The 25,608-nt window shown below is 63.8% G+C and carries 26 protein-coding genes; 13 read left to right on the top strand and 13 right to left on the bottom strand.

All coding sequences use genetic code 11. The annotated features are described in order from the left end of the window. Window positions 1–106 precede the first annotated feature (106 nt). Together FJ943_RS29110 and FJ943_RS30210 are read left to right on the top strand one after the other, a co-directional pair. A complete protein-coding gene (locus tag FJ943_RS29110; protein ID WP_140727084.1) occupies window positions 107–2,125 on the top strand; it encodes an OmpA family protein in 2,019 nt (672 codons plus the stop codon). 316 nt (window positions 2,126–2,441) lie between these two features. Then, window positions 2,442–2,585, top strand: coding sequence for a type II toxin-antitoxin system ParD family antitoxin (locus FJ943_RS30210; RefSeq protein WP_140727081.1), 144 nt, complete (start codon window positions 2,442–2,444; stop codon window positions 2,583–2,585). Here the strand turns inward: FJ943_RS30210 and FJ943_RS29100 are convergent. After that, window positions 2,579–3,445, bottom strand: a complete 867-nt coding sequence (locus tag FJ943_RS29100; protein ID WP_140665917.1) for an NAD(P)-dependent oxidoreductase — start codon at window positions 3,443–3,445, stop codon at window positions 2,579–2,581. The genes FJ943_RS30210 and FJ943_RS29100 overlap by 7 nt on opposite strands. 179 nt (window positions 3,446–3,624) lie before the next feature. Here FJ943_RS29100 and FJ943_RS29095 point away from each other — a divergent pair, with 179 nt between their 5' ends. Next, window positions 3,625–3,891, top strand: coding sequence for a type II toxin-antitoxin system VapB family antitoxin (locus tag FJ943_RS29095; RefSeq protein ID WP_181174670.1), 267 nt, complete (start codon window positions 3,625–3,627; stop codon window positions 3,889–3,891). A 242-nt stretch (window positions 3,892–4,133) separates the two neighbouring features. On the opposite strand, the gene FJ943_RS29085 is transcribed toward FJ943_RS29095, so the two are convergent. Then, window positions 4,134–4,820, bottom strand: coding sequence for a helix-turn-helix transcriptional regulator (locus tag FJ943_RS29085; protein WP_140727078.1), 687 nt, complete (start codon window positions 4,818–4,820; stop codon window positions 4,134–4,136). A gap of 8 nt (window positions 4,821–4,828) precedes the next feature. After that, complete coding sequence (locus FJ943_RS29080; RefSeq protein WP_140665908.1) at window positions 4,829–5,701, bottom strand: S1C family serine protease; 873 nt, start codon at window positions 5,699–5,701, stop codon at window positions 4,829–4,831. A 166-nt stretch (window positions 5,702–5,867) separates the two neighbouring features. On the opposite strand from FJ943_RS29080, the gene FJ943_RS29075 reads away from it, so the two are divergent. Then, window positions 5,868–6,818 carry a trypsin-like peptidase domain-containing protein gene (locus FJ943_RS29075; RefSeq protein WP_140727075.1) on the top strand — a complete coding sequence of 317 codons (951 nt, stop codon included), beginning with the start codon at window positions 5,868–5,870 and terminating at the stop codon, window positions 6,816–6,818. A 9-nt stretch (window positions 6,819–6,827) separates the two neighbouring features. On the opposite strand, the gene FJ943_RS29070 is transcribed toward FJ943_RS29075, so the two are convergent. After that, window positions 6,828–7,253 (bottom strand): VOC family protein, encoded by a 426-nt coding sequence (locus FJ943_RS29070; RefSeq protein ID WP_140727072.1) that lies wholly within the window; start codon window positions 7,251–7,253, stop codon window positions 6,828–6,830. 66 nt (window positions 7,254–7,319) lie between these two features. On the opposite strand from FJ943_RS29070, the gene FJ943_RS29065 reads away from it, so the two are divergent. Continuing rightward, window positions 7,320–7,913, top strand: a complete 594-nt coding sequence (locus FJ943_RS29065; protein ID WP_140727069.1) for a TetR/AcrR family transcriptional regulator — start codon at window positions 7,320–7,322, stop codon at window positions 7,911–7,913. A gap of 122 nt (window positions 7,914–8,035) precedes the next feature. Here the strand turns inward: FJ943_RS29065 and fabF are convergent, their stop codons facing one another. Together fabF and FJ943_RS29055 are read right to left on the bottom strand one after the other, a co-directional pair. Continuing rightward, a complete protein-coding gene (fabF, locus tag FJ943_RS29060; RefSeq protein ID WP_140727066.1) occupies window positions 8,036–9,304 on the bottom strand; it encodes a beta-ketoacyl-ACP synthase II in 1,269 nt (422 codons plus the stop codon). A gap of 35 nt (window positions 9,305–9,339) precedes the next feature. Next, window positions 9,340–9,918 carry a TetR/AcrR family transcriptional regulator gene (locus FJ943_RS29055; protein WP_140727159.1) on the bottom strand — a complete coding sequence of 193 codons (579 nt, stop codon included), beginning with the start codon at window positions 9,916–9,918 and terminating at the stop codon, window positions 9,340–9,342. Window positions 9,919–10,003: 85 nt separating this feature from the next. Here FJ943_RS29055 and FJ943_RS29050 point away from each other — a divergent pair, with 85 nt between their 5' ends. The 3 genes from FJ943_RS29050 to FJ943_RS29040 all read left to right on the top strand — a co-directional run bounded on the left by FJ943_RS29050 (window position 10,004) and on the right by FJ943_RS29040 (window position 14,981). Beyond that, window positions 10,004–11,116, top strand: a complete 1,113-nt coding sequence (locus FJ943_RS29050; RefSeq protein ID WP_140727063.1) for an efflux RND transporter periplasmic adaptor subunit — start codon at window positions 10,004–10,006, stop codon at window positions 11,114–11,116. Beyond that, the gene (locus FJ943_RS29045) at window positions 11,116–14,226 is read left to right on the top strand and encodes an efflux RND transporter permease subunit (RefSeq protein WP_140727060.1); all 3,111 of its coding nucleotides are present in this window, start codon (window positions 11,116–11,118) and stop codon (window positions 14,224–14,226) included. The genes FJ943_RS29050 and FJ943_RS29045 overlap by 1 nt, the downstream gene beginning before the upstream one ends. Before the next feature lie 140 nt (window positions 14,227–14,366). After that, window positions 14,367–14,981 carry a TetR/AcrR family transcriptional regulator gene (locus FJ943_RS29040; protein ID WP_140727057.1) on the top strand — a complete coding sequence of 205 codons (615 nt, stop codon included), beginning with the start codon at window positions 14,367–14,369 and terminating at the stop codon, window positions 14,979–14,981. A gap of 383 nt (window positions 14,982–15,364) precedes the next feature. On the opposite strand, the gene FJ943_RS29035 is transcribed toward FJ943_RS29040, so the two are convergent. After that, the gene (locus FJ943_RS29035; RefSeq protein WP_015316232.1) at window positions 15,365–16,327 is read right to left on the bottom strand and encodes a LysR family transcriptional regulator; all 963 of its coding nucleotides are present in this window, start codon (window positions 16,325–16,327) and stop codon (window positions 15,365–15,367) included. 107 nt (window positions 16,328–16,434) lie between these two features. Between FJ943_RS29035 and FJ943_RS29030 the strand changes: the two genes are divergently transcribed. Then, window positions 16,435–17,070, top strand: coding sequence for an FMN-dependent NADH-azoreductase (locus FJ943_RS29030; RefSeq protein ID WP_015316231.1), 636 nt, complete (start codon window positions 16,435–16,437; stop codon window positions 17,068–17,070). A gap of 54 nt (window positions 17,071–17,124) precedes the next feature. Here FJ943_RS29030 and FJ943_RS29025 read toward each other — a convergent pair whose 3' ends face one another. Continuing rightward, window positions 17,125–17,424 carry an AzlD family protein gene (locus FJ943_RS29025; RefSeq protein ID WP_015316230.1) on the bottom strand — a complete coding sequence of 100 codons (300 nt, stop codon included), beginning with the start codon at window positions 17,422–17,424 and terminating at the stop codon, window positions 17,125–17,127. Further along, a complete protein-coding gene (locus FJ943_RS29020; RefSeq protein WP_140727054.1) occupies window positions 17,421–18,155 on the bottom strand; it encodes an AzlC family ABC transporter permease in 735 nt (244 codons plus the stop codon). The genes FJ943_RS29025 and FJ943_RS29020 overlap by 4 nt, the downstream gene beginning before the upstream one ends. A 170-nt stretch (window positions 18,156–18,325) precedes the next feature. Between FJ943_RS29020 and FJ943_RS29015 the strand changes: the two genes are divergently transcribed. Then, a complete protein-coding gene (locus FJ943_RS29015) occupies window positions 18,326–18,784 on the top strand; it encodes an Lrp/AsnC family transcriptional regulator (protein WP_140727156.1) in 459 nt (152 codons plus the stop codon). 175 nt (window positions 18,785–18,959) lie between these two features. Beyond that, window positions 18,960–20,162 carry an MFS transporter gene (locus FJ943_RS29010; protein WP_140727052.1) on the top strand — a complete coding sequence of 401 codons (1,203 nt, stop codon included), beginning with the start codon at window positions 18,960–18,962 and terminating at the stop codon, window positions 20,160–20,162. 80 nt (window positions 20,163–20,242) lie between these two features. On the opposite strand, the gene FJ943_RS29005 is transcribed toward FJ943_RS29010, so the two are convergent. Beyond that, on the bottom strand, window positions 20,243–22,243 hold the full coding sequence (locus tag FJ943_RS29005; RefSeq protein ID WP_140727049.1) for an EAL domain-containing protein: 2,001 nt from the start codon (window positions 22,241–22,243) through the stop codon (window positions 20,243–20,245). A 285-nt stretch (window positions 22,244–22,528) separates the two neighbouring features. On the opposite strand from FJ943_RS29005, the gene FJ943_RS29000 reads away from it, so the two are divergent. Then, window positions 22,529–23,563, top strand: a complete 1,035-nt coding sequence (locus tag FJ943_RS29000; RefSeq protein WP_140727046.1) for a class I SAM-dependent methyltransferase — start codon at window positions 22,529–22,531, stop codon at window positions 23,561–23,563. Between the two features lie 113 nt (window positions 23,564–23,676). Here the strand turns inward: FJ943_RS29000 and FJ943_RS28995 are convergent, their stop codons facing one another. After that, window positions 23,677–23,967 (bottom strand): HlyU family transcriptional regulator, encoded by a 291-nt coding sequence (locus FJ943_RS28995; protein ID WP_140617800.1) that lies wholly within the window; start codon window positions 23,965–23,967, stop codon window positions 23,677–23,679. A 44-nt stretch (window positions 23,968–24,011) separates the two neighbouring features. Beyond that, the gene (locus FJ943_RS28990) at window positions 24,012–24,653 is read right to left on the bottom strand and encodes a TetR/AcrR family transcriptional regulator (RefSeq protein ID WP_140727043.1); all 642 of its coding nucleotides are present in this window, start codon (window positions 24,651–24,653) and stop codon (window positions 24,012–24,014) included. 142 nt (window positions 24,654–24,795) lie between these two features. Here FJ943_RS28990 and FJ943_RS29800 point away from each other — a divergent pair, with 142 nt between their 5' ends. Next, entirely contained in the window at window positions 24,796–24,933 is a 138-nt protein-coding gene (locus tag FJ943_RS29800; RefSeq protein ID WP_181174669.1) for a hypothetical protein, read from the top strand. Between the two features lie 89 nt (window positions 24,934–25,022). Here FJ943_RS29800 and FJ943_RS28985 read toward each other — a convergent pair. After that, window positions 25,023–25,608 (bottom strand): PadR family transcriptional regulator (locus tag FJ943_RS28985; protein ID WP_140727040.1); only part of this gene is annotated, 586 nt, incomplete at its 5' end.

Raw genomic sequence — 25,608 nt, 5'->3', positions numbered from 1 at the left:
CAAAAGGTCGGCCAATAGCCCTGTACAGCCCCTAACGATGGGCAACTGGAACCAATTTCGTTAAAAGCGGTTTCGGCAAGGATGGGACCCCACAAGGAGAATTTCGATGAAACGCCAACCACGGATTCTGGCAGGCACAGCCCTTGGCCTGTTGATGGCATCCGCGCCGTTAGGCGCGTCCCCGCTTCAGGGGACAGCCGCGTTCGGCCCCATGCAATGCGGGGGGACACCGCTGATCATCCTGGCGCAGGACACCCCCACCGACCAGGGACAGGGCGACGAGGAACAGCCGCGCAAGAAGAAGCGCGAGCAGCAACAGCAGACCGAGACCGCTCCGGCCGCGCAGCAGCCCGCCCCCGCGGCTGAAGAGCAGCAGCCGCGCAGGAAGAAGCGCGACCAGCAGCAGCAGGCCGAGCAGGCGCCCGCCGGCGAGGCCGCGCCCGCAACCGACGAGCAGCAGCCGCGCAGGAAGAAGCGCGACCAGCAGCAGCAGACCGAGCAGGCGCCCGCCGGCGAGGCCGCGCCTGCCAACGACAACCAGCCGACCAAGCCTGGCAGGAAACACAAGCTGGACCAGCAGAAAGAGGCGCCGGCCGCCGTGCTGGAGACCGCTCCGACACCGAAGCAGGCTCCTGCCGGCGAAGCGACGCCGAAGGTTGAATCCCCTCCCGCCGGCGAGCAGGTTCCCGCCCAGGGCGAGCAATCCCAAGATAAGACGAAGAAGCACGGCAGGAAACCGGCTGGCGAACAGCCGGCGAATGGCGAGCAGCCCGCGACCGGCGAACAGCCGCAGACCGGTAGGCATCCCACCACCGGCGAACAGCCGGCGACGGGAGAGCAGCCCGCCACCGGTGGGGCCGCTACCAATGGGAAGGCCGCGCCTGTCCAGGGCGAAAACCCGGTTCAGGGCGAAGCCCCCGCCGACAAGAATGCCGCCCCCATCCTCGACAGCCAGAAGGATGCCAGGCGCAAGGGTCGCGGCGAGAACGGCCAGGGCGGCGGGAACCCAGCCACCCAGCCCGCCAACCAGAATGGCGAACAGCAGAACGGCGGGCAGCAGAATGGTGGGCAGAATGCCCAGCAGGGCGGTGACCAGGGCCGGAAGCCGGTAGTGGCGCCGGTGGATCAGGGTCCGCCTCCAACCGACGACAGAGCCGCCCAGGAGGCGATCAAGACGGAAAAAATCGTCCCGGTGACGCAGGAGAAGGGCAAGCGGCTCGAGCGCGCGCCTGACGAGGACATCCGTGACCGCCGCCGGCCCAAGGGCGTCGACGTGCTCAAGGAAATCGGCGACCGGGTGATCGTCCAGTTCAACGACCAGACGTTCGTCCAAAGCAACGATCGCCCGCGCCTGACCCGCGGCGCCAAGGATGTCTACTACGAGGACCTGCCGCAAGGCCGCACGCGCGAGACGGTCGAGCGCGACAATGGCTTCCGGATCGTCACCATACGCAACCGCTACGGCGACATCCTGCAGCGGTCGCGCATCGCGCCCGACGGTCGCGAATATGTGCTGAGCTATGTCGACGAGCGCAGCTACCAGGACGAAGATGACTGGCGCGATCCCGGCGATGACCTGCCGCCGATGCGGCTGACCATCCCGCGCCGGGACTACATCCTCGATTCCGAGGATGTCGAAAGCCCCGACGACTATTACACTTTCCTCGAACAGCCGCCGGTGGAGAAAGTGCAGCGTCTGTATTCGATCAACGAGGTCAAGCGTTCGGCCCGCGTGCGTGACATTGCACGGCGGATCGACCTCGACACCCTGAATTTCGAATTCGGCTCGTCCTCGATCTCCGACACCGAGGTACAGAAGCTCCAGGGTGTCGCCGACGCCATGGAGAAGCTGTTGAAAAAGAACCCGGCCGAGACCTTCCTGATCGAGGGCCACACCGACGCCGTCGGCACGCCCGAGGCAAATCTTGCTCTGTCGGACCGTCGCGCCGAAGCGGTCGCCGAAGCGCTGACCAACGCCTTCGGCATCCCGCCCGAGAACCTGACGACACAGGGCTATGGCGAGGAGTACCTGAAGGTCGACACCTCGGCGCCCAACCGCGAGAACCGGCGCGTCGCCATCCGCCGCATCACCTCGCTCGTGGCGCCGGTGGCGAGCAACAACTGACCTGCTTTTCCAGCCACTTGCAGTGGTTTTGGAATCAGGTCGGCAACAAGGTCCCATCCCGGTCAACCGGGATGGGATAGACCGCGGACGGCACGGCCCGGGTCAACAAGAATTGTACAGACCCCTAGAGCCGGGTCATTGAATCACCGGGCTTCGCACCCCAGATTCCTGACTGGGCGTTCCCTGCCCCGTCCCGACTCCAGCGGGACGCATTGAACCCCGCCGGCCCTCTCCGGCGGGGTTTTTTGCTTCAGGTCCACCTAGCAAACGGTGGCCTGCCGGCCGAAATACGCGCTCAACGGGACGAGGCGAATTGATGCCTACGGAAGAAACCGGCGATCAGAGGCTTGAGCGGCTTCGTCGGGCAATCGACGAGGGCGGCCAGTCAGGTGAACCGGAGCCGTTCGATGTCGAGTCCTTTTTTGAAAGCAAGCGGCGGCGGCAGAATCCCCTTCAGTAGATGTTCCTGATCTTGCTGTCCGTCCTGGCAAACACCTCATCCGGCACAAAAAAGTCTCCGGCCAGCGGTCCGGTTGCGTCAGGCGCATAGACCGAGAAATCGCTGACGCCCTCGGCGCGCAGCACCTCTTCGTCGATGTAGAAATTGCCTGATGCCTCGCGCGACGGCCGCATGAAGATCGCGTGCGCGGCATCGGCCATGATGTCCGGCGACCGGCTCATCGCCGCGACCGTGGCTCCGCCCAGAAGGTTGCGTACCGCGGCCGTGTCGATGGTCGAGATCGGCCACAGCGAATTGACCGCGATGCCATCCCTGGCGAATTCCGCGCTCATGCCCAGCGTGCACATCGACATGCCGAACTTGGCCATGGTGTAGGCGACATGGTTCTTGAACCATTTGGCCTTCATGTCGAGCGGCGGCGCCAGATTCAGGATGTGAGGGTTTTTCGCCAACTTCAGGTGTGGAATGCACATTTTGGACACGAGGAAGGTGCCGCGCGTGTTGATCTGATGCATCAGATCGTAGCGCTTCATGTCGGTTTCCAGCGTGCCGGTAAGCTGGATGGCGCTGGCATTGTTGACACAGATATCGATGCCGCCGAATTTCTCGACGGTTCTGCCGACCGCCTCGGCAACCTGCGCCTCCTCGCGGATGTCGCATAGCACCGGCAGTGCCTTGCCGCCGGCCTGCTCGATCTCTTCAGCGGCGCTGTAGATCGTTCCCGGCAGCTTCGGATGCGGCTCCGCCGTCTTGGCGGCGATCGTCACATTGGCGCCGTCGCGCGCGGCGCGCAGCGCGATCGCCAGCCCGATGCCACGTGACCCGCCGGAGATGAACAGCGTCTTTCCCTTGAGCGACATTTTTCCTCCGCCTGGATTGTCTTGTGTCGCGATCCTTGCGCGCGCCAGAGCGGGATACAAGAGCTTGTGGTGCGACGCGATGGTGACGTAGCGGAGGGTACCGTGCCTTGTCGGCTGCAAACGACGTGGCGCCGAAACCGATTTGGCGTATGATTCCATACCGGATGGCAGATCACCAAATGGCTTTGTTCATCAAGAATGTCGAAGTGGAGCGGTTGGCCCGAGAACTTGCCAAGAGCCGTGGTGTGCCGGTGACCGAAGCGATCCGGCAGAGCCTCGAAAACGAAACTGCTCGCGAAAACCTGACTTCTCAGCAAAACGAGTCTGACCTGATCGCGAGGCTGATGGAAATTTCAGAGCAAGCAGGCCGGATACCTGATCGGGACCGCCCAATGGCCGAAGACGAAGTACTCGGTTACGGTGAACTCGAAATACCGAGCAGATGATGGATACTTCGTCCGCACCGTCGCGCCGCCCCTCATTGCCCTGCCGGGCATTCCTTCCCGTATAGTGACGGGGAGAAAGACGCTCTCATCGCGGCCTTCGCCAATCATCACCTTTGCAAGGGGAGCGCCGAGGTCGCGGCAACTCCCTGCTCCCTGTCACTATACGGGGAGAAGGTGCCGGTAGGCGGATGAGGGGCAGCGCCAATCTCTGAAGATAATCGTCAGACTGCCCGACATCACTCCTAAACCAGAACCAGCCCCTGCCGCATCGCGATCGCGATGGCGTCCGTACGATTGGCGGCACCGAGCTTGATGAGGATCGCGGCGACATGAAACTTCGCCGTGTGGACGGAGATGTTGAGCCGCCGCGCGATCACCTTGTTGGGCGCCCCTTCGGCCAGCAGCGCCAGCACTTCCGCCTCGCGCGGCGACAGCGCTGGCCGGGTGGCGGCGCCATCGTCGACCGTTTCCTCGCCGAACAACCCGCTATGGCTTCCATCCCCATTGGCCGCATCACCGCGGTCGAAATCCTCATGCCTATCCGGCATCGAACGCCCTTCGCCGGACACCCGGTAGCCGGCGGCGGCCAGCCTGACGGCAGCGGCGATCAAAGCTGCATCCGCAGCCAACGGCAGCACCGCAAAAACCTGGCCTTGCGGCCGGCCCGCGCGGTCCGAAAGCAGTACTTTTGGGGTCGTGCTGCCGCCGACGCCGGCTCGATCGACAGAGGCCGTGCCGTTGGCGACAGCGTCATCGACGATGGCGACATCGGCGACCCCGCCACCGGCCACGACCGGCAGCAGATCGTCGGCCATGGCGAGCGAAGCCGACAAGCGCTCGGCGCGCACGGCATCGCGCAGTGCGATCAGCACCACGAGCTGGCGTTCGCCGCGCGCCACGTCAGGCCTTGTCAGCGTGTCGCTTTCCATCCGTCCTCTCAGCTCAGCGGCTTTTCGCCGATCGTCAGCACGACGTCGCGCTGTTCGCCGCCGCGCACGACACCCAGCTTCACCGAAGCACCGGCGCTGTCGGGCCCGAGCCGGCGGATCAGATCTCGCGGACCATGCACGGCCTCGCTGTTCCACGCCACGATGATGTCGCCGAGCGAGAGGCCAGCGGCCTTGGCCGGGCCATTGTCGTCGAGGCTCATCACCATTGCGCCACGCGCGTCGCGGTCGCGCACCGGATGCAGGCCGGCGCCGAGGTAACCACGTGCGACATGCCCCTTTTCGCGAAGCGTCGCCACCGCGCGTTCGATCGTCTCATAGGGCATGACCAGCGCGCGGCCACGCGGGCCGAACAGAAGCATGCCGATCAGCGCGCCCTTGGCGTCCAGCACCGGGCCACCCTCGAAGCGGCCGCCGGCACCGACAGCCAGGTTGATGCGCCGGTCGATGGTGCCGCCGCGCATCGAGCGCCAGGCCGGGCCGACTTCGCCGACCGAGCCCGACACGGCCAGCACGGAGCCCTGGCTGCTGCCGATGGCTATGGCGATATTGCCTGGCCGAACGGGGCTGGCTCTATCGAGGACAGGCGCGCTGGCCGCATCCGCGGGCTTCAGCAGGGCGACGCCCGTCGAAGGATCGCGGCCGACCAGTTCGGCCTTCGCCGTCTCGCCGGAGGCCAGTGTCAGCTCGATCTCCTCGCCGGCCTCGACGGCTTCCTCGGCGGTGACGAAATAGCCGTCGCCCCAATGGAAGGCGCTCGCCGTGCGGTGATGATGCGTGGCGAAGCTTGCCGTTGCCGGCGTCGCCTTGTCGGCAATATCGGCGATGGCATCGGACAATGCATTCAGATTGAAGTCGCTCATGATGATCTCCTGGGTTTTCTCATGCCCCAGATATCGCTCGGCAGTACGCCAGGAGGTACTCGCCTGACGGCTAGTTGCGGGTTCGACTGGCCATCTGGTCAGGTCGCGGCGGTTCCGGCCGCTCCGCACATATAGTCACGATCAAGCCTGAAAACACGGAGCCCCCATGGCCCTCGCCGCGCCAAAATTCCAACCGGACGAGACATTGCTCGACGCCTATTCGACGACGGTTGCCGACGCGGTCGACCGCATCGGCCCGGCTGTCTGCCGCATCGAGCGCATCGGGGGGCCGGGCGGCCACGGCTCGGGCTTCGTCATCGCGCCTGACGGGTTGGTCGTCACCAATTTCCATGTCGTGGGTGACGCCAGGACGGTACGCGTCTCGATGCCGGACGGCGCCTCCAGCGAAGGCCGCGTGCTCGGCCGCGACCCCGACACCGACATCGCCCTGGTGCGCGCTGACGGCAGCTTCGCCGACGTGGCGCCGCTGGGCGATTCCAAGCGGCTGCGGCGCGGCCAGATCGCGATTGCCATCGGCAATCCGCTGGGCTTCGAATGGACCGTCACCTCCGGCGTCGTCTCGGCGCTCGGCCGCTCGATGCGAGCTTCGACCGGCAGGCTGATCGACGACGTCATCCAGACCGACGCCGCGCTCAACCCCGGCAATTCAGGTGGTCCGCTGGTCTCGTCGGCCGGCGAGGTGATCGGCGTCAACACCGCCATGATCCATGGCGCGCAAGGCATCGCCTTCGCCGTCGCCTCCAACACCGCGAACTTTGTCATTTCGGAGATCATCCGCTTCGGCCGCGTGCGCCGCGCCTTCATTGGCGTCTCCGCCGACACGGTAAACCTGCCCCGGCGCGCGGCACTCTTGTCGCAGGTCTCGACCAGCACGGCGGTACGGCTGCGCAGCGTCGAGAAGGACGGCCCGGCGGCCAGGGCGGGTCTCAGGGAAGGCGACATCATCGCCGCCATCGACGCCCGCCCGGTGACCGGCGTCGACGACCTCGTGCGCATGCTCGACGCCGAGCGCATCGGCCGCGAGACGCTGTGCACCGTGGTGCGCCGCACCGGCGTCAGCCAGGTGACGGTGACCCCGGTGGCACGGGCGGGCTGAGGCTGCCGTTCAAGCCCCCGCGGCGCCTTGCGCATACTGCGCCAGGAACTCTTTGCTGGGCGGGATCGGCTTGATGACGTCGATCAGCACGCCGTTGGGATCCTTGGTGATGAAATGGCGCTGGCCGAAAGGCTCGTCACGCAGCGTTCGCAGGATAGGCAGGCCGGCAGCAAGGATCCGGTCATGGATCGCATCGGGATCGCGGACCTCGAAATTGATCAGCAGCCCGGAAGTCCGCCCCCGCCCCTCCTCGGGGATCGTCTCGTGGTCGCCCTGAACGATGCCGAGATTGACGCGCTTGTTGCCCACCGACCGCAGATGCACGTACCAGTCGCTCTCAAACAACGGCCGGAAACCGAAATGCCTGACATAGAAGGCCGCCGTGCCGGCGACATCGCCGGTCATCAGCACCGGATAGTAGCTCGTCGTCTTCATCTTTCCTTCTCCCGTCAACTAACATACAGTCTGCATGTAAATTGAATTAACATACAGGCTGCATGTATGCAACAGGAATCCGCGCGTCGTTCCAACCGCGATCGCACCGAGACAACGCGCGCCGACCTGATCGCGGCGGCGCGCAAACTGTTCACGGAAAAATCCTATGCCGAGACCGGCACACCGGAGATCGTTGCCGCCGCTGGCGTGACGCGCGGCGCGCTCTACCACCATTTCGCCGACAAGCAGGCGCTTTTCGCCGCCGTGGTCGAACAGGAAGCCGCGGCGGTGGCGCGAGAGATTGACCGCGCCTCCCCGCCTTCGCTCAGCGCTCGCGATGCGCTGATTGCCGGTTCCGATGCCTATCTCACGGCCATGCGCGCGCCCGGCCGCACGAGGCTCTTGCTGCTCGACGGCCCCGCCGTGCTCGGCCGCACCGCCATGGACACGATCGACAACCGCCACGGCAACCGCTCGCTGCGCGAGGGTCTTGTCGCGGCGATGCGGACGCAGTCGATGAAAAGATTGCCGCCCGAAGCGCTGACCGCGCTGCTTGCCGCCGCCTTCGACCGCGCGGCGCTCGCCATCGAGGCCGGTGCGTCGGGCGAGGATTACCGCGCCGTGCTGACGGCGCTGATAGACGGACTGTCGCGCGCCTGAAGTGCCCCCGCGAATGTATCGTGCAGTCATCGCCCGGGTGCGGGGCGACGATGTCGCCATGCGTAAACTTGTCGCCGGCTGCCACTGCCCGACCAGGACATCACGATTGCCGCAAGCCGCGGCTAGTCCGTCCAGCGCCGGAACAATGCGCTGGCGTTCACGCCGCCAAAGCCGAAGCCATTGGAAATCGCGTAATCCATCTCCATCGGCCGGGCGTGGTTTGCGACGAAGTCGATCCCGTCGCTTGCCGGATCGGGGGCGCTCAGATTGAGGGTTGGCGGTGCGACCTGGTCCCTGAGCGCCAGGACCGTGAAGATCGCCCCAAGCCCGCCGGCGGCGCCAAGCAGGTGGCCGGTCGCCGACTTCGTAGCGCTGACGGCTATGCCGAAATCTTCTCCGAAGACCCTTTTGATCGCGGCGATTTCCCCCAAGTCGCCGACTGGCGTGGAGGTCGCGTGCGCGTTGAGGTGGCGGACCTCCCGTGCCGAAATACCGGCTTGGGCAATCGCGATCTCCATGGCCCGGCGCGCACCGTCGCCATCCTCGGGGCCGGAGGTGATGTGATAAGCGTCCGCCGTCGTGCCGTAGCCGACCAGTTCGGCGAGCGGTTTGGCGCCGCGCGCAAGCGCGTGGCTCAATGCCTCGATGACCAGGATGCCGGCGCCTTCGCCCATGACGAAGCCGTCGCGCGACATGTCGAACGGGCGGGAGGCCTCCTCAGGACGATGATTGAAGGATGTAGAAAGAGAGCGTGCCGCGGCAAAGCCGCCGAGGCTGACCGTATTGATGCAGGCTTCCGTTCCGCCGCAGACCGCGATGTCAGCCTCGTTGGCGCGGATAAGACGCGCCGCATCGCCGATCGCCTGAATGCCGGCCGCGCAGGCCGTCACCGGAGCGCCGAGCGGACCCTTGAGCCCATATCGGATCGAAATCTGTCCCGCCGCCATGTTCACCAGGAACGACGGCACCGTGAACGGTGAGAGACGCCGAACACCGCGCAGGTCGACGGTTCGCACCGCTTCGGTTATCGCGGGAAATCCTCCGACACCCGACGCGATGATCGTCGCGGTGCGGGTCCTGTCATCGTCCGAGACCGGGTTCCACCTGGCCTGGGCAACCGCCTCTTCCGCAGCCGCCAGCGCAAAAACAATGAAGCGGTCGGCCTTGCGCTGGTCCTTCGGCGCCAGGACGGTGTCTGGATCGAAGCCACCTTCGGGGTCTTCCAGCAAGGAAGGAACCATTCCGCCGACCTTCGCCGGCAGGTCCCCCACCATGTCATCCGGAAGCTTTCCAAGCCCCGAACGACCGGCCAGCAGGCGCGACCAGGACCCTTCGACGTTGGCCGCGAGCGGCGTGACCGCTCCCATGCCCGTAACAACGATCCGTCGCATCTATTCTCCTATCACTTGGCCAGCGCGTGCGGCTTTCAAGCCGCGACGGCTTTGCGAACCTGATCGGTCGCGGCACCCAGAAAAGCCTTCGCGAGGTCGGGATCATTGACGGCGCGCGAGAGGACGACCGCACCGACCATTGTCGAGAGAACGGCCATGGCCTTACCGCCAGCCTCCTCGCCGCCGGCTTTGCCAACCCAGGAGCCCAGCATCTCGAGGTATTCTCGGATGCCGGCCTCAAATGATGCCTTCACCTCGGCGCCTTGCCTGGCGGCATCCGAGCCAAGCGCAACCACCGGGCAGCCGTCCATCTTTTCCTCGCGATGCCCCGTGCTGAGATAGAAGTCGATCACGGCGCCAAGCGGATCCTCAGGGCTCGCCGCGGCCGCCGTCGACCATCGGTTCGCAGCGCTTTCCAATGCCCGTCTGGACGCCTGCGCGACCAAGTCGTCCTTAGACGCGAACTGCTTGTAGAACCCGCCTTGGGTCAGCCCGGCGCCCTCCATCAAATCCTTGACGCCGATGCCATCGAATCCACGCTCCCGAAAAAGCCGGCTCGCTACATCGATCACGGTTTGCCGGTTCTGCTCAGCTTGGCTGCGAGTCACACGCATCATTCGTCTCCTTTTTTGATTGCGTTCATAATCTATATCAGTTATAGAGTACGAATGCAATCTATTTTCACAGAAGGCGATGGGCATGAAAAAGAAACTCATTATTGGGCTGGGGAGCGTTCTGGTCGCGGGGTTTGGGGTGGCTGCATTCGTCACGCTTCCCATTCGCACACAGGCAGCCGCCGTCGTGGCTGACCCGAGGCAGGAAGCACCGATCGTCAGACTGGTGACGGCAGTGGCGGTGACAGGATCCGAACGCGGCTTCACGGGTACAATTGCCGCGAGGGTGCAGAGCAATCTTGGGTTTCGCGTACCCGGCAAGATCATCGAGCGCCTTGTAAATGTCGGCGAACAGGTCAAGGCGGGCCAACCGCTGCTGCGGATCGATGATACCGATCTTGCCCTTGCCCTCACCGCCAAGCGCAACGCTGTCGCGGCTGCGCGCGCTGTCCTGGTTCAGACCAGTGCGGACGAGAAGCGCTATGCGGTTCTGGTCAAGAAGGAGTTGGCCGCAACCCCGCAGCGTTACGAGCAGGCGAAGGCAGCACTCGATACCGCGACTGCACAGCTTGCCGCCACCGAAGCGGAAGCGAAGGTCGCGGAAAACGAGGCGGCCTATTCCGTCCTGGACGCGAACGCCGACGGAACCGTCGTCGAAACGCTTGGCGAGCCAGGACAGGTTGTCGCCGCGGGACAGACCGTGGTTCGGATCGCGAACGCCGGCCCCCGTGAGGCGGTGGTCACGCTTCCCGAAACGATCCGGCCGGCGATCGGCTCGGTAGCCGAGGCGGGCTTGTATGGGGGCGATGGGCGGCATTTTACGGCGCATCTCCGGCAGTTGTCGGACGCTGCCGATCCCCAGACTCGTACCTATGAGGCCCGTTATGTGCTCGATGGTGAGGCCGCGGCAGCACCGCTTGGCGCGACGGTAACCATCCGGCTTGCAAGCCAGGCAAGTCAAACGGAAGTCCAGGTGCCGCTCGGAGCCGTGCTGGACGATGGTCAGAAGACCGGCGTTTGGAGTTTGGACGGCTCAACCTCGACCGTACACTTTCGGCCCGTCAAGCTTGTTCGTGTAACCAGCGAAACCGCCGTGATCTCCGGGCTGAGCTCGGGCGATTCGATCGTTTCGCTCGGTGCTCATCTCCTGCAGGAAGGCGCTCGCGTCAGGACTGCCTCTGAAAACAGGAGCAACTGATGAGCCTCAATTTTTCCGCGATCGCCGTTCGCGAGCGAGCCGTCACCCTTTTCTTCATCATTCTGCTCGTCGCCGCCGGCGCCTACGCTTTCCTCATGCTTGGACGTGCGGAGGATCCCAACTTCACCATCAAGACCCTGACGGTCACGACCGTATGGCCGGGCGCGACGGCGCGCGAGATGCAGGACCTCGTCGCCGAACCGTTGGAGAAGCGACTTCAGGAGTTGACCTGGTACGACCGTGTGGAGACGACGACACGGCCAGGCTATGCCTATTTGACGGTCACACTGAAGGACAGCACACCGCCATCCAGCGTGCAGGAGGAATTTTACCAGGCCCGCAAGAAGCTCGGGGATGAAGCCCGCAACCTGCCGCCCGGCGTGCTCGGCCCCTTTGTCAACGACGAATATTCCGATGTGAGTTTCGCTCTTTACGCCCTTAAGGCGAAGGGCTTGCCCATGCGGGAACTCGCCAGGCAGGCCGAGACCATTCGCCAGGACCTTCTGCATGTGCCCGGCGTCAAGAAGATCAACATCCTCGGCGAACGTCCCGAACAGATATTCGTCGAGTTTTCCTATGCCAAGCTGGCAACCCTCGGCGTGTCGGCGCAGGATATCGTCGCTGCCCTGCAGCGGCAGAACACCGTCACACCGGCGGGCTCGATCGACACAGAGGGGCCGCAGGTCTTCATCCGCGTCGACGGCGCCTATGACAGTGTCCAGACGATCGCCGACACGCCGATCGTCGCCGCGGGACGGACGTTGAAGCTCTCCGACATCGCCGTGGTCCGGCGCGGCTACGAGGATCCTGCCACCTACGTCATCCGTCACCAGGGTGAGCCGACCATCATGCTCGCGGCGGTGATGCAGGAGGGCTGGAATGGTCTTGAACTCGGCAAGGCACTGGAGGAGAGGTCAGCAGCGATCGCACAGACGCTGCCTCTCGGAATGACGCTGGCCAAAGTGAGCGATCAGGCCGTCAACATCGGCTCGTCGGTCAACGAGTTCATGATCAAATTCGCGATGGCGCTTGGCGTGGTGCTGCTGGTGAGCCTGCTCAGCCTCGGCTGGCGCGTCGGCATCGTCGTGGCGGCCGCCGTCCCGCTGACGCTCGCCGTCGTCTTTCTCATCATGCTGGAAACCGGCCGGTTCTTCGACCGCATCACGCTTGGTGCCCTCATCCTGGCGCTGGGCCTCCTCGTCGACGACGCCATCATCGCCATCGAGGTGATGGTGGTGAAAATGGAAGAGGGCATGGATCGCATCAAGGCGGCGGCCTATGCATGGAGCCACACCGCGGCGCCGATGCTGTCGGGCACGCTGGTGACGATCGCGGGGTTCCTGCCGGTGGGCTTCGCGCGCTCGACGGCCGGCGAATACGCCGGCAACATCTTCTGGGTCGTGGGGTTCGCCCTCATCGTCTCCTGGGTCGTCGCGGTTTTCTTCACCCCTTATATGGGCGTCAAGATGCTGCCCGCGATCAAACCGGTCGAAGGCGGCGTTCAAGCCATATACGACACACCGAACTATCGGCGCCTCCGCCGGCTCATCACCTTTGCCGTGCGCCACAAGTTCGTGACCTGCGCTGCCGTCGGCATCGTCTTCGCGCTTTCGGTTGTCGGCATGAGCGGTCTCAAGCAGCAGTTCTTCCCGACATCCGACCGTCCCGAAGTGCTGGTCGAGGTTCGCCTGCCGGAGGGCACCAGCATCGAGACGACGACCGCCACGGTCGAGAAACTGGAACACTGGCTTGGCGGCCAGCCCGAGGCCAAGATCGTCACGAGCTATGTCGGTCAGGGCGCTCCCCGCTTCTTCTTCGCCATGGCGCCCGAATTGCCTGATCCCGCCTTCGCCAAGATCGTCGTCCTGACACCGGACGCGGACGCGCGCGAGGCCTTGAAGCACAGGCTCCGTGAAGCGGTTGCGACAGGGCTTGCCCCTGAAGCGAACATCCGCGTTACGCAACTCGTGTTCGGACCTTACACGCCGTTCCCGGTCGAGTTCCGGGTCATGGGGCCAGACCCGCGGCAATTGTACATCATCTCCGAAAAAGCTCTCGACATCATGCGCGGCGTACCGGACGTGCGGCAGGCCAATCGCGACTGGGGCAATCGCACGCCGGTACTGCGCTTCATCCCGGATCAGGACCGATTGAACCTTATCGGCCTGTCGCCGGCGGAAGTGGCCCAGCAGCTCCAGTTCCTCCTCACCGGCATCCCGGTCACGCAGGTCCGCGAGGACATCCGCAACGTCCCCATCGTGGCCCGCAGCGCCGGCGGCGAGCGACTGGATCCATCGCGTCTGGCGGATTTCTCGCTGATGAGCCGGGAGGGCCGCCAGATTCCACTCGACCAGATCGGTCACTCCGAAGTTCGTCTGGAAGAACCGATCCTGAAACGCCGCGATCGCACACCCGTCATCACGATCCGCTCGGACATCAATGAGGCGACCCAGCCTCCAGAGGTTTCCAAGCAGATCATGACGGCCCTTCAGCCGCTGATTCAATCCCTGCCTGCCGGCTATCGCATCGAAATGGGTGGATCGATCGAGGAGGCAACCAAGGCCAACACAGCGCTGGGCAAGGTCTTTCCGGCCATGCTCGCCGCCATGCTGATCGTCATCATACTGCAGGTGCGATCCTTCTCGACGATGGCGATGGTCATGCTGACGGCACCTCTCGGTCTCGTTGGCGTCGTACCGATGTTGCTGGCCTTCAACCAGCCTTTCGGATTCAACGCCATCCTGGGCCTGATAGGCCTGGCGGGTATCCTGATGCGCAATACGCTGATCCTGACCGAACAGATCAAGGAGAACCGTGCCGCCGGTCTTGACGACTTTCAGGCGGTCATCGAGGCCACGGTGCAACGCACAAGGCCGGTGATCCTGACCGCACTTGCCGCCGTTCTGGCTTTCATCCCCCTCACGCACTCCGTCTTCTGGGGATCGATGGCGTTCACGCTGATCGGCGGCACGGCTGCCGGCACGGTGCTGATCCTGCTGTTCCTCCCTGCACTCTACGTCGCGTGGTTCCGGATCAAGCCGGCCACGGATGAGGTCCAGGAGAATTCAACGGAGGAACCGGAAGTGCCGGCAGCAATGGCGGCCGAGTAGGGCTCCGTTGTCGCAGGAGACGGTTCGAATTCTTGCCCGTTGGCTCTGCCTGGACACAGGCCAACGGCACGAACCTGCCGCTTACAGACGATCGTCCACGCGAGTCCGGCCGGTTCGCTTCATCAATTCTGGAGACATGCATGAACCGTCCAGTTCGAACACGAACTGATCCCGACGAGATGCGCGCGCGCATCCTGGCTGTGGCGGACGAGCAGTTTCGCCGCCTCGGCACCCATAAGACATCGGTGGCTGATATCGCCTCCGAACTCGGCATGAGCACGGCAAACGTCTATCGTTTCTTCCCCTCCAAGGGTGCGATCATCGAGTCCGTCTGCGGGCGGGTCGTCAACGAGGTCGCCGGGATCGCCTCTGCGATCGCATGCACGAGCGCGCCGGCCCCGGAGAAACTCGACCAACTCCTGACCGCGATGCACCATCACAGCAAGACCACACTGGTCAAGGAAAGGCGCATGCACGAGATGATTGTCGCCGCCATGCAAAACAACTGCGCGATCATCAAGGCGCATACCGAGCGGGTGGTAACGATCCTCGAAGCGATTATCCGCGAGGGCATCCAAACACGGGAATTCAAGGTCGAAGATCCAGTGGAAGCAGCGCGCGCGGTCAAGACCGCCTTCACGCCGTTTTTCCACCCGATTCTGATCGAGCACCGCCTTCGACACGGCGAAGATGACGAAGCTGGCCTGCGCGAGCAGATTCGCTTTATCCTGAAAGGTCTGGGAAAGTCCGACTGAGGCGCGTGCCGTTGGTCCGGCAGGGCTTAGCGATGGGAGGCGACCAGAAGATGGAGGTCGACACATTGGTTTCGCGACGCCCAGCAAAGTGGAAGGACATTATCGCGACCGGCTGTGAAGCGTGGAGTTCCCCAACAGTCTCCGAAAGGCAGGTGATCGTGTCCTTGTACGCAGCGGAGAATGCAATGGCGAGGCAACCGAAACCGTCCAATCCCGTTATGGCTGGCTCACCCACCTTGCGGGCTCACATTTGGGATGGACACATGAAAAGGACCTATGAAAAACCGACACTGCGCAAATGCGGAAAATTGACCGCCCGTACGGCGCAGCTCGTGGTTTCCGGGGTGACGCAGATCGAATGATTTTCGGCTGAGTTCCAGGATTCAGCCGCCGGCGTTCGCATCACCGTCGGTGTCCGGCTCCTCTTCGGGCACCTCGCCCGGCTCGAACTCGTTGAAGCAGCCGAGCCCGCGCTTGAACCGGTCGATCAGCCAGGCCGCCGCCGGCTTTGGACTGCGATCGTTGCGGTGCATGGCAAACAGGGGCGAACTCACTTCCTTGTAGGGTTCGAGGTCGAGTTCCACCAGGCGGCCGCTGGCCAGGTCGTCGGCGATCAGCCAGCGCGGCAGCCCGCCCCAGCCGAGCCCCTCGCGCATCAGTATGTGCTTGGTGCGCATGTCGGTCAGTCGCCACGTGCGGTAGGCGAAGACGCCGTAATCGCGTCCCTTGGTGCGCTCGGACTGGTCGATCACGACAAGCTGCGTATGCTCGCGCACATCCTCGAGCGCCACCGGCTTCGGCAGCAGGGCCAGCGGATGATTGGGCGCTGCCGCCGGCACCAGCGACATGAAGCCGATGCGCACGAGATGCACGTCGACATCGCCTAGCAGGCCGCCAATGCCGAGATCGGCCTGTCCGCTGACGACAAGATCGGGGATGAGACCGAGCGTGCCGATATACAGGCGCAGCATCACGGTCGGAAACCGCGCCTCGAATGCCTTGAGCACCCGCACCAGCACGGGGGAAGGCAATGATACGTCCACCGCCAGCGCCACCTCGGCCTCCAGCCCGTGATGGTGCCCGTCGACGCGCGAGCGCATGCGCTGCAGCACGCCAATCATGCGCCGCGCGTCTTCCAGCATCGCCCGGCCGATCTCGGTCAGTTGCGGCTCGCGCGTGCCCTCGCGCTCGAAAAGCTTCAGCCCGAGCTGCGCCTCGAGATTGGCGATACCGTAGCTGATGACGGATTGCGCGCGGTTGAGCTTGCGGCCGGCTGCCGAGAAACTGCCGGTATCGGCAACGGCGACAAGGATTTGGAGCTGGTCGAGGGTCGGGTTGGGCTGCATCGTTGTATCTACTTAATGGATGGATCGTATCGAAAATATACCAGTTTATCTGATTGGTCGATGCCCCATATATGGCGGGACAATTCATCCCACTGGAGAGACCCGCTATGTCCATTCTTCTCGTCACCTCAAGCCCGCGCGGCGCTGCCTCGCACTCGACCCGCATCGCCACCGAGTTCGCCCAGAAGCTTCTCGCCGCTGACCCGTCGAACACGCTGGTCGTGCGCGACCTCGTCGCCAACCCGCTGCCGCATATCGATGCCGACTATGCGACCGGCATCTACACGCCGGCCGATGCCCGCACCCCGCGCCAGGCCGAAGTGGTCGGCGTTTCCGATGTCGTGCTTGACGAGCTGTTCGCCGCCGACACGGTGATCCTGGCCACCGGCTTCATCAACTTCAACATCTCCTCGACGTTGAAGTCCTGGGTCGATCACGTCGCCCGCTCCGGCAAGAGCTTTGCCTATGGCGAGAACGGCCCCAAGGGTCTCGTCACCGGCAAGAAGGTCTACATCGTGCTGGCCTCCGGCGGCATCTATTCCGAAGGTGCGGCCGTGCAGTTCGATCACGCCGTCCCCTACCTGCGCAGCGTGCTCGGTTTTATCGGCATGACCGATGTCGACGTCATCCGCATCGAGGGCGTCTCCAAGGGACCTGACGCGGTGGATGCCGCGCTCGCCAAGGCTACGGCCACGGTCGATGCATTGGTTGCCGCCAGCCGTGATGTCGCGGCTGCAGCGTAAGACTCTCGGTCCATGGTTTGTCAAAGGCAGGCGTTCGCGCCTGCTTTTTTCGTTCTAGCCGATCAGATGCCTCAACAGGCTGGCCGAAGCGACCCCGATCAGCACGGTTGGCAGCATGGAAAGCCGTGTCGCGGCGACCAAGGTGATGGCCAATGCCGCGAGATCGGCGGGATTGCGCGACACGAAGGCCGGCGCGATGACAGAGATCAGCACGCAGCCGGGTGCTGCCTCCATCACCGCCGTGGCGCGGGGACTGAGCACGCGGTTGCGCAGCACGACATAGCCGCCGATCCGCGTCAGATAGGTGACGCCGGCCATCAGCACGATGGTGAGAAGGGTCGCTGCGTCGATCATGCATCACCCGCCATCAGCCAGGCCGCGGCCAGCCCCGACACCGCGCCCGCCGCGACATACCAGGCGCCGGGAACGAAGAGATAGACCAGCGCCGCGACGGCCAGGCTGACAAGCCAGGGCCGTGCCGCCGCGACGCCCTTCCACATGCCGCGCATCAGCACCAGGAAGACGGCCGGAAACGCCATGTCGAAACCGTAGGTCTCGACATGGCCCAGCATCGGGCCGAGCAAGGCGCCCAGCGTGGTGAAGGCTACCCAGGTCAGATACATCGCCAGCGCGGCACCCATGTAATAGCGCGGGCTGAAGGCCGGTGCGACACCGGCGGGGGCGCGCTGTTTGGCGTCGGCCAGGCCCAGCGCCCAGCTTTCGTCGCATAGGAAGAACAGCGCCGGAAACACCTTGCGCCGCGGCAGGTCGCGCAGGAACGGCGCGAGCGCCGCTCCCATCAACAGATGGCGGCTGTTGACCAGGAAGGTGATGGCGACGATGAGCAGGATGTGCGGCGGCGACGTCCACAGCTGGACCGCCGCGAATTCCGAGCCGCCGGCGAAGTTCAGCCCCGTCATCACGGACAGCTCGACCGTGCTCAGCCCTTTCTGCACGGCCTGGGCGCCAAGCACCAGCGCATAGGGGATCGTGCCGAGCAGCACCGGCGCGCAGGACGCCACGCCACGGCGAAACTCCGATCCCGAACCATTGCCGACCGTCTCGACTGCCTGTGAAATGCTCATACCCTGCCATTGGGCGGCCCCACAGCCGCCCTGCCCTGCGTTTGAAATCCCGTGATGTCAGGGGCAAAACATACCTACAGCTCTCCGCAATTTGGTTGCGAAGATTGTTGTCTTTCGTCAGATTTTGGCATTCACTGTTACGAAGCCGCAGGAAAATGGAACTCAACGCCATGAAGCTCGACGACATCGACAAACGCATCCTGCGGGCGTTGCAGCGAGACGGCCGCATGGCCAACAATGATCTGGCCAATGAGGTCGGCCTGTCGCCCTCGCCTTGCCTGCGGCGCGTCAAGCTCCTGGAGGAAGCCGGTATCATCGACCGCTATGTCGCCGTGATCAATCCGGCCAGCATCGGCAAGGGCCTCACCTTCTTCACCCGCATCTGGCTGAGGGCACAGGACGAGGACACGATCGAACATTTCGCCACCGAGGTCGCCAAGCTGCCGCAAGTGATGGAGTGCTATCTCATGCTCGGCGACTGCGACGCCATGGTGCGCGTCGTGGCCGCCGGCATCGATGACTACCGGCGCTTCCAGTCGGAGCATCTCAGCCGCATCAAGGGCGTGCAGAACGTCAAGACCGACGTACCGAGCCAGACGATCAAATACACATCGGAACTGCCGATCTAGGACAAGCCAGCGCAAATCCAAGGGTCTGTATCCGTCAAAGCCCTAACGTCCAGACTGGATAAAAAATGCAACCGGATTGTAGGATGGGCGCTGGTGCCGGCGTCCTTCGGACGCAAGGGCACGGCGAAGCTGGACCGTGCCACCACAAGACCGCGTTCCGGCATGGGAGAAAACCATGAACCATTCCTACCGTTGGGTCATCGTCGCGGCTGGCGCGCTGATGTCCTGTGTCGCCATCGGCACGATGTTTTCGCTGGCGATCTTTCTCGAACCCATGGCGCTCGATACCAATTGGTCGCGCGCGGGCATTTCGAGCGCCATGACACTCAATTTCCTGGTGATGGGCCTTGGCGGTTTCGCCTGGGGTGCCCTGTCCGACCGGTTCGGCGCCCGTATCGTCGTCACGATCGGCGCCGTGCTGCTCGGGCTGGCGTTGGTGCTGGCAAGCCGCGCCGGTTCGCTTCTCACCTTCCAGATCACCTATGGCGTGCTCGTCGGGCTCGCGGCCAGCGCCTTCTTCGCGCCGATGATCGCGCTGACGTCAGGCTGGTTCGACACCAATCGCGGACTGGCCGTATCGCTGGTCTCGGCCGGCATGGGCGTGGCGCCGATGACGATCTCGCCGCTCGCCCGCTGGCTGATCTCCGCCTACGAATGGCGTAGCGCCATGTTCGACATCGGCATCCTGGCCTGGGTGCTTCTGCTGCCCGCCGTGCTTCTGGTGCGCCAACCGCCGAAGCCTGTCGCCTCGGGTGCCGCCGCATCACAAGCCGCCGAAGGCGCTGGCCTCACGGTCGGCCAGGCGCTGCGCTCGCCGCAATTCATCGTGCTGGGGCTGACCTTCTTCGCCTGCTGCGCGGCTCATTCCGGCCCGATCTTCCACATGGTCAGCTACGCCATGCTGTGCGGCGTCGCCCCGATGGCCGCTGTCTCGATCTACAGTGTCGAGGGTCTGGCAGGCCTCGGCGGCAGGCTGCTCTACGGCGTGCTGGCCGACCGGCTCGGGGTGAAGCCGGTGCTGATCGCCGGGCTGGCGATCCAGGCGATCGTCATTGCCGCCTATCTCTCGATCAGCCAGCTCGACCAGTTCTATATGCTGGCCGTCATCTTTGGCGCCACCTATGGCGGCGTCATGCCGCTCTACGCGGTGCTGGCGCGCGAATATTTCGGCCAGCGCATCCTCGGCACCGTATTCGGCGCCGCCACCATGCTCTCCAGCCTCGGCATGGCGCTAGGGCCGCTTGCCGGCGGCATGATCTTCGACGCCTATGCCAGCTACCATTGGCTGTTCATCGGCTCGGCGCTTATCGGCCTGGGTGCCGCGGGCATAGCGATCGCCTTCCCGCCGCTGCCACGCAGGGCGTTGCAGACGGCATAGGCATCGCCGCACTGCAATCGTCGCCAGAGGGCAGACGGGCTTGACGGGCCAATGGCCGGTCAAGCCATGCTACCTCGCGGTCACGCCGACTTGAGAACCGTGAACGGCCGCTTTTGAATGGCCCGCTTGGTCTGGAAATTCGCGGCCGGAGCGGGACGGCCGACGTGAAAGCCCTGGACCTTGTCTATGCCGAACTGGCGCATGAGGACCATCTGCTCTTCGGTCTCCACCCCTTCGACCAGGATCTTGTGGCCGCGATTTCGGACCAGCGCGATGATGTCCTGCAGCATTGCCATGCCCTTGGGGGTGCCGCAGTCGTGAAGGAACGAGCGGTCGATCTTGACCGTATCGAAGTCGATGAGACGAAGCCATGAAAGGCCGGCGAAGCCCGTCCCGAAATCATCGAGCCAGATCCTGATCCCGAGCAGCTTCAGGTCGCTGATGCAGCGCAGGATGTCGGAATGCATCTCCATCTCCAGCCCCTCGGTGATCTCGAAGGCCAGCCTGTTTCCGGTTACGCCGGTCTCGCCCAGAATGGTCGCGACCGACGTCGCGAAGCCGGGCGTCTTGAGCTGGATCGGCGAGACGTTGACGCTGACGACGCGCACGTGATCCTGCGCCAGGAGTTCGGCGCACACCGTCCTTATTGCCCAGCGCCCGAGCTCGAGGATGGCGCCGGTTCGTTCCGCGACGGGAATGAACAGGCTCGGCGGAACCAGGGTGCCGTCGAGCATCTTGAGGCGCATCAGCGCCTCCACGGCCTCGAACCCGCCCGACGCGACATCCTGGATGGGTTGGTAGACGAGCGAAACGAGGTCCTGGCCAATGGCGATCTTCAGCAAGGCCGCCAGGTTCTCGCTCTCGTCGCTGCTCTGGGGATCGGTCGGATCGAACAGCCGGGCACAGTTTCGGCCGCTGGCTTTTGCAAGATAGAGCGCTCGATCGGCCTCGTGGATGATCTTCTCCAGCTTGGCGGCGGTCTGCTTCCTGGTGAACGCCGCGCCCACGCTCGCCGTCACGATCGAGATGCCATCCCGGCGCAACTCATGCGCGATCGCCAGGTTCTCGATCGTGCGGCAAATGGCTTCCGCCAGATCCGCGACCTCGCCCTTCTTGTCCATGCGGGCCAGGACGATGAATTCCTCGCCGCCATAACGGCCGATGGAGCCATCATGTTGCTTGATCAGGTCGCTGAGCGCATCGGCGACCTGGATCAGGCAACGGTCGCCTTCCTGATGGCCATAGCAATCGTTGAACTTCTTGAAGAAGTCGACATCGATGAGGATCGCCGCGAAACCGTGGCCAAGCTTTTGCCAGTCGTTCCAATAGTCGCGCAGTTTTTCGTCGATCGCGCGCCGGTTCTCCAGCCCGGTCAGCGGATCCGTCCGCGACAGCCTGAGCAGGGCCTTGCCGCGCTCGGTCGCCTCCTTGTGCTGGATCTTGGCTTCCAGCGCGTTCAGGAAGACGTTGTAGCGTTCTTCGTTCAGCTTCCAGTTCACATAGGACGTGAATGTGAAGCACGAAACGTAGAAGGTGCCGAAGACCATCTTGTATATCAGCGTAGCCGGTAAAAAGTAGTTCACCACATACAAGATACACAAAATTATCGTCGACGTTATGATCGAGACCTTGAAGCGGAATGTGAAGAAGAGATTGGCACTCATCATGAAAATGGTGCCAAAGACCATATAATAGGCGACGCTTTCCTTGTTCGCGCCCATGGACGCGGGGCAAAGCCAGCCGATATAGCCAAAGATGATGGCCGCGGCGCAGGTTACGTCAAGCCAGTCGGTGGCGGCTCCCCTGCGAAGCTGTGCTTCCAGGACCAACAGTGCAGTCAGTCCGACAGCGAAGCGGGCCGTGATCGTAAGGGCGGCCACGTCGGGTATCAGCAGCAGATCCGATGCCGAAAACAAGACGTAGATGACGACGGCGATCCAGAGGCCTGGCCTGGCTTCCTTCCTTCGCTTCGCCTGGGCTTCCGTGCGGTAAAGGGTTCGAAGTTCGGCCGCCCCCAGCTCCTGACGCGGCGGTTCCGTATCCACCGCATCGGCCACTGCCGATGACGCGCGTTCGTTCACGACAAATCCCGACTGAAGGACATTTCGCGTTCCGAACTCTTTTCCAGCTTCTGCCCCCAACGCAGACCGACTCCTTGGCGCGACACGACTTGCCGCGCGATCAAATGCAATGACGCAGGACAAGTTTCCGTTAACTCGAACCCGGAATCCCGCCCTCAAAAACCCCAAAGAATTGATATGGTTAGCGGGAAATTAATCATATCGATAGAATGCAACGGAGCCGCCGTTGGCAAATCGAGTATTCTACGCAATAAGTTAACTGACTGTTAACTATGGAGCCTTGGTGTGCAAACTGTCTTTGACGGCCAGAGTCTGATTACTGCTGAAGCAATCGCCGGTGGTCTCCGTCGAGGAAAGCCCGAGCATCATGGCGAAGCGTTCGAAACCGCTCGCGCGGAGCTGGCGCTCATCCTCCACGCCACACAGCAACAGGTCGAGCAGCAAAAATTTCCCGCCGAGATCGTCCGCCGCCTGCTGTCGCTTCTCAACGCGCTGCGCGCCAAGGTCCATCCCGACGTTTGGCAGGCCCTGATACCGGTGGCGCAGAACCACCCGATCCAGAAGTACTTTCTGGAGGATCCGCTGACACATTGGTCCTTCACCAAGCCCAGGGGTTATTCCGGCGACGCGCAGTTGCTCGACTACATCTATTGCGACCCGCATGTTGCCGAGAGCGTCGCAAGCGCCTCGGAGGTCGGCAAGGCGCTTTACAGCCACACCCAGAACGTTCCGTCATGCGTCGCCGCACGCGAGCGCCGCGATCTGCTGACCCGCTATGTCGATGAAACCGCGGCCAGGAACGGGCCCGAAACGGAAGTCCTGGCGATCGCCGCCGGCCATCTGCGCGAGGCGAACCGTTCGGCCGCATTGGCCGAGGGCGGCCTCAAGCGCTGGGTCGCGCTCGACCAGGATCCCCAGAGCGTCGGACTGATCGCGCGCGACTTCCAGGGCTCCGCGGTCGAGGCCATCGACGGCTCGGTGCGCACTGTGCTCACCAGAAGCCACAAGCTCGGCAAGTTCGACCTCATCTATGCCTCCGGCCTTTACGACTACCTCCAGCACAATGTCGCCGTGAAACTCACCAAGACCTGCCTGCAGATGCTGAAGCCGAACGGGACCTTCCTGTTCGCCAACTACGCCGAGGGCACTCCTGACGCCGGCTACCGGGAAACGTTCATGGACTGGGTGCTGCTGCTGCGGTCGGAGGTCGACATGTGGAACATCATCAACGCCAGCGTCGACCGCAACGCAGTCGACGCGCAGGTCTACTTCGGCGAGAACCGCAACGTGCTTTACGGCGTCATCCACAAGCGTGGATAATACCCGTCTGGATGCAAACCGGCTGACGTAGGACCTCGAGCGCTTCGACCGCGGTGCTCGAGGGTTTCGGTCCTCTTACGCGCACCCCAGGCTCGCTTCGGGAACGGCATGCCCTAGCCGAAAATCCGCTCGCCCTGTTCGTCGACGAGCTGGATGCCTTTCTTGATCGAGATGTCGACGGCGTCGTCCAGCCCGGCGAAACGGTCGGCGCGGATGAATTTGTGCTCCTTCACCACGCCGTCGACTTCCTTGGAGACGACGCCGCAGGTCTGGTACTGGCCATCAGCCTTGTAGGGCGTGGCGCTGATCGTGAAGCCCTTGTGCTCGACCTGCTTGGCCGGTGCGGCACTGCCGGGCTCGGCCGCTTCGCCGCCACCGCCGAAAAGACGCTTCAGAAAAGACATCGCTCAAATCTCCCTGTCGCCGGCGATCGCGGTTCGCGTGCGATTCACGACGTTGTTCCTCCAGCATGCGCGAATGTGCCGCCGCGTTCCAGTCCCCTGATGAAGACGGAGACCAGGAGCTCGATCTGCTGGCCGATCTCATCGGCCTGGCGGCGGTCGGACCTGGCCGTATAACCGCTGGTGACGATGCCATGTACGCTTGACCAGAGGGTTCGCGCGGCGATCCGGCGCGTGTCCTCGTCGAGATCGAAGCCGCCATCGGCAAGCACGCTGGCGATGATCTCGAACAGCCGGTCGAGCCGCGCCTCGTAGACGTCGGGCTCGGTCAGCACCGGACGCCGCCTGTTGAAGGCAAGCAGCGCCGGCCAGCTGCCGGGATGCGCCTCGACGAAGCGAACATAGGCGCCTGCCAGTGCCATCAGTCGTTGGCGCACGTCGGTGATGCCACGCCTGGCAAGCTCGGCCATCGCCGCGGCGCCCGCGATCCCCAGCCGGTCGAGCAGGCGCATGTTGACGGCGCGGTGCACCCCGTCCAGATCGGAAAACAGGTTGTAGACCGAGCCGACTGAGATGCCCGCCTGTTCGGCAATGGTCCTGGCCTTCAGATTGTCCATGCCGCCCTCGTTGAGCAGCGCTTCGGCAATGGCCAGCACCCGCTCGCCCGTCTCTTCCTTGTCGAGTGCCATGCTTTTCCTTCTGAATGAGCGCGCCTTGCAAATGACCTGCTGTTTTCGACCCGACGCCGCTTCGTTTACCACATCCAAGGTATCGTGAACAGTGTTCAAAAGGTCTTGAACGAGGTTCATTCCTGCTATCGGCTACTGGGCCATGGGCATCCTGCTGCTCACCGGCAGCCTCATGAACCTGGTCAAGTACCGCACCGACGAGCGCATCTCCGCCGGGACCGCCAAGATCGAGAAGGCGCGCAACGAGAAGCTGATCAGTGAATATGTCGGCAAGGAATGATGCCGACCTGCCCTGACGAGAAAAGCCCGGATCTCCCCGGGCTTTTATGTTGAGCTTTCGCGCTTCAGGAGACGCGCCGCAACATGGGTTTAGCGATGTGTCAGCGCTTCCAGCGCTTCGGCGGCGGCTTCCAGAATGGCGATCGCCTCGGCCTGCTTTTCGGCCGGGGCATCGACGATCTCGCCGAGTGCCGCGCGCAGCCGGTGGCGGATGGCGCGGAATTCGTCGCGCGTTTCGGAGCGCTCGCCACGGCCACCGCGGCCGCCGCGACGGTCCTCGCCGTCGTCGTTCCAGCCGAACCAGTCGCGCGCCTTGGCCATCTTGCGGCCGAAGCGCTCGAGATGATCGAGCACGCCGTCGATCATCTCGCGATTGTCGGCCAGATGCGCCTGCCCGGCCTCGGTGATCGAGAACACCTTCTTGTTGCCTTCGCTCGACGACACGGCATAGCCAGCCTCTTCCAGGAAGGTCAGCGTCGGGTAGACCACGCCCGGGCTCGGGGTGTAGATGCCGCTGGTGCGCTCTTCCAGCGCCTTGATGATGTCGTAGCCGTGACGCGGCGCCTCGGCCAGCAGCGACAGCGTGATCAGCTTGAGGTCGCCGTCGGCCAGCATGCGCCCGGCGCGAAAGAAGTCCCCCGGGCCGCCGCGACCGCCGCCGCCCCTGCCCCCGAAC

The organism is Mesorhizobium sp. B2-3-10 (genome assembly GCF_006442275.1).
Taxonomy (GTDB): Bacteria; Pseudomonadota; Alphaproteobacteria; order Rhizobiales; family Rhizobiaceae; genus Mesorhizobium; species Mesorhizobium australicum.
The sequence above is the reverse complement of the archived record's forward strand: the minus strand, read 5'-3'. Positions and strand labels throughout refer to the sequence as shown.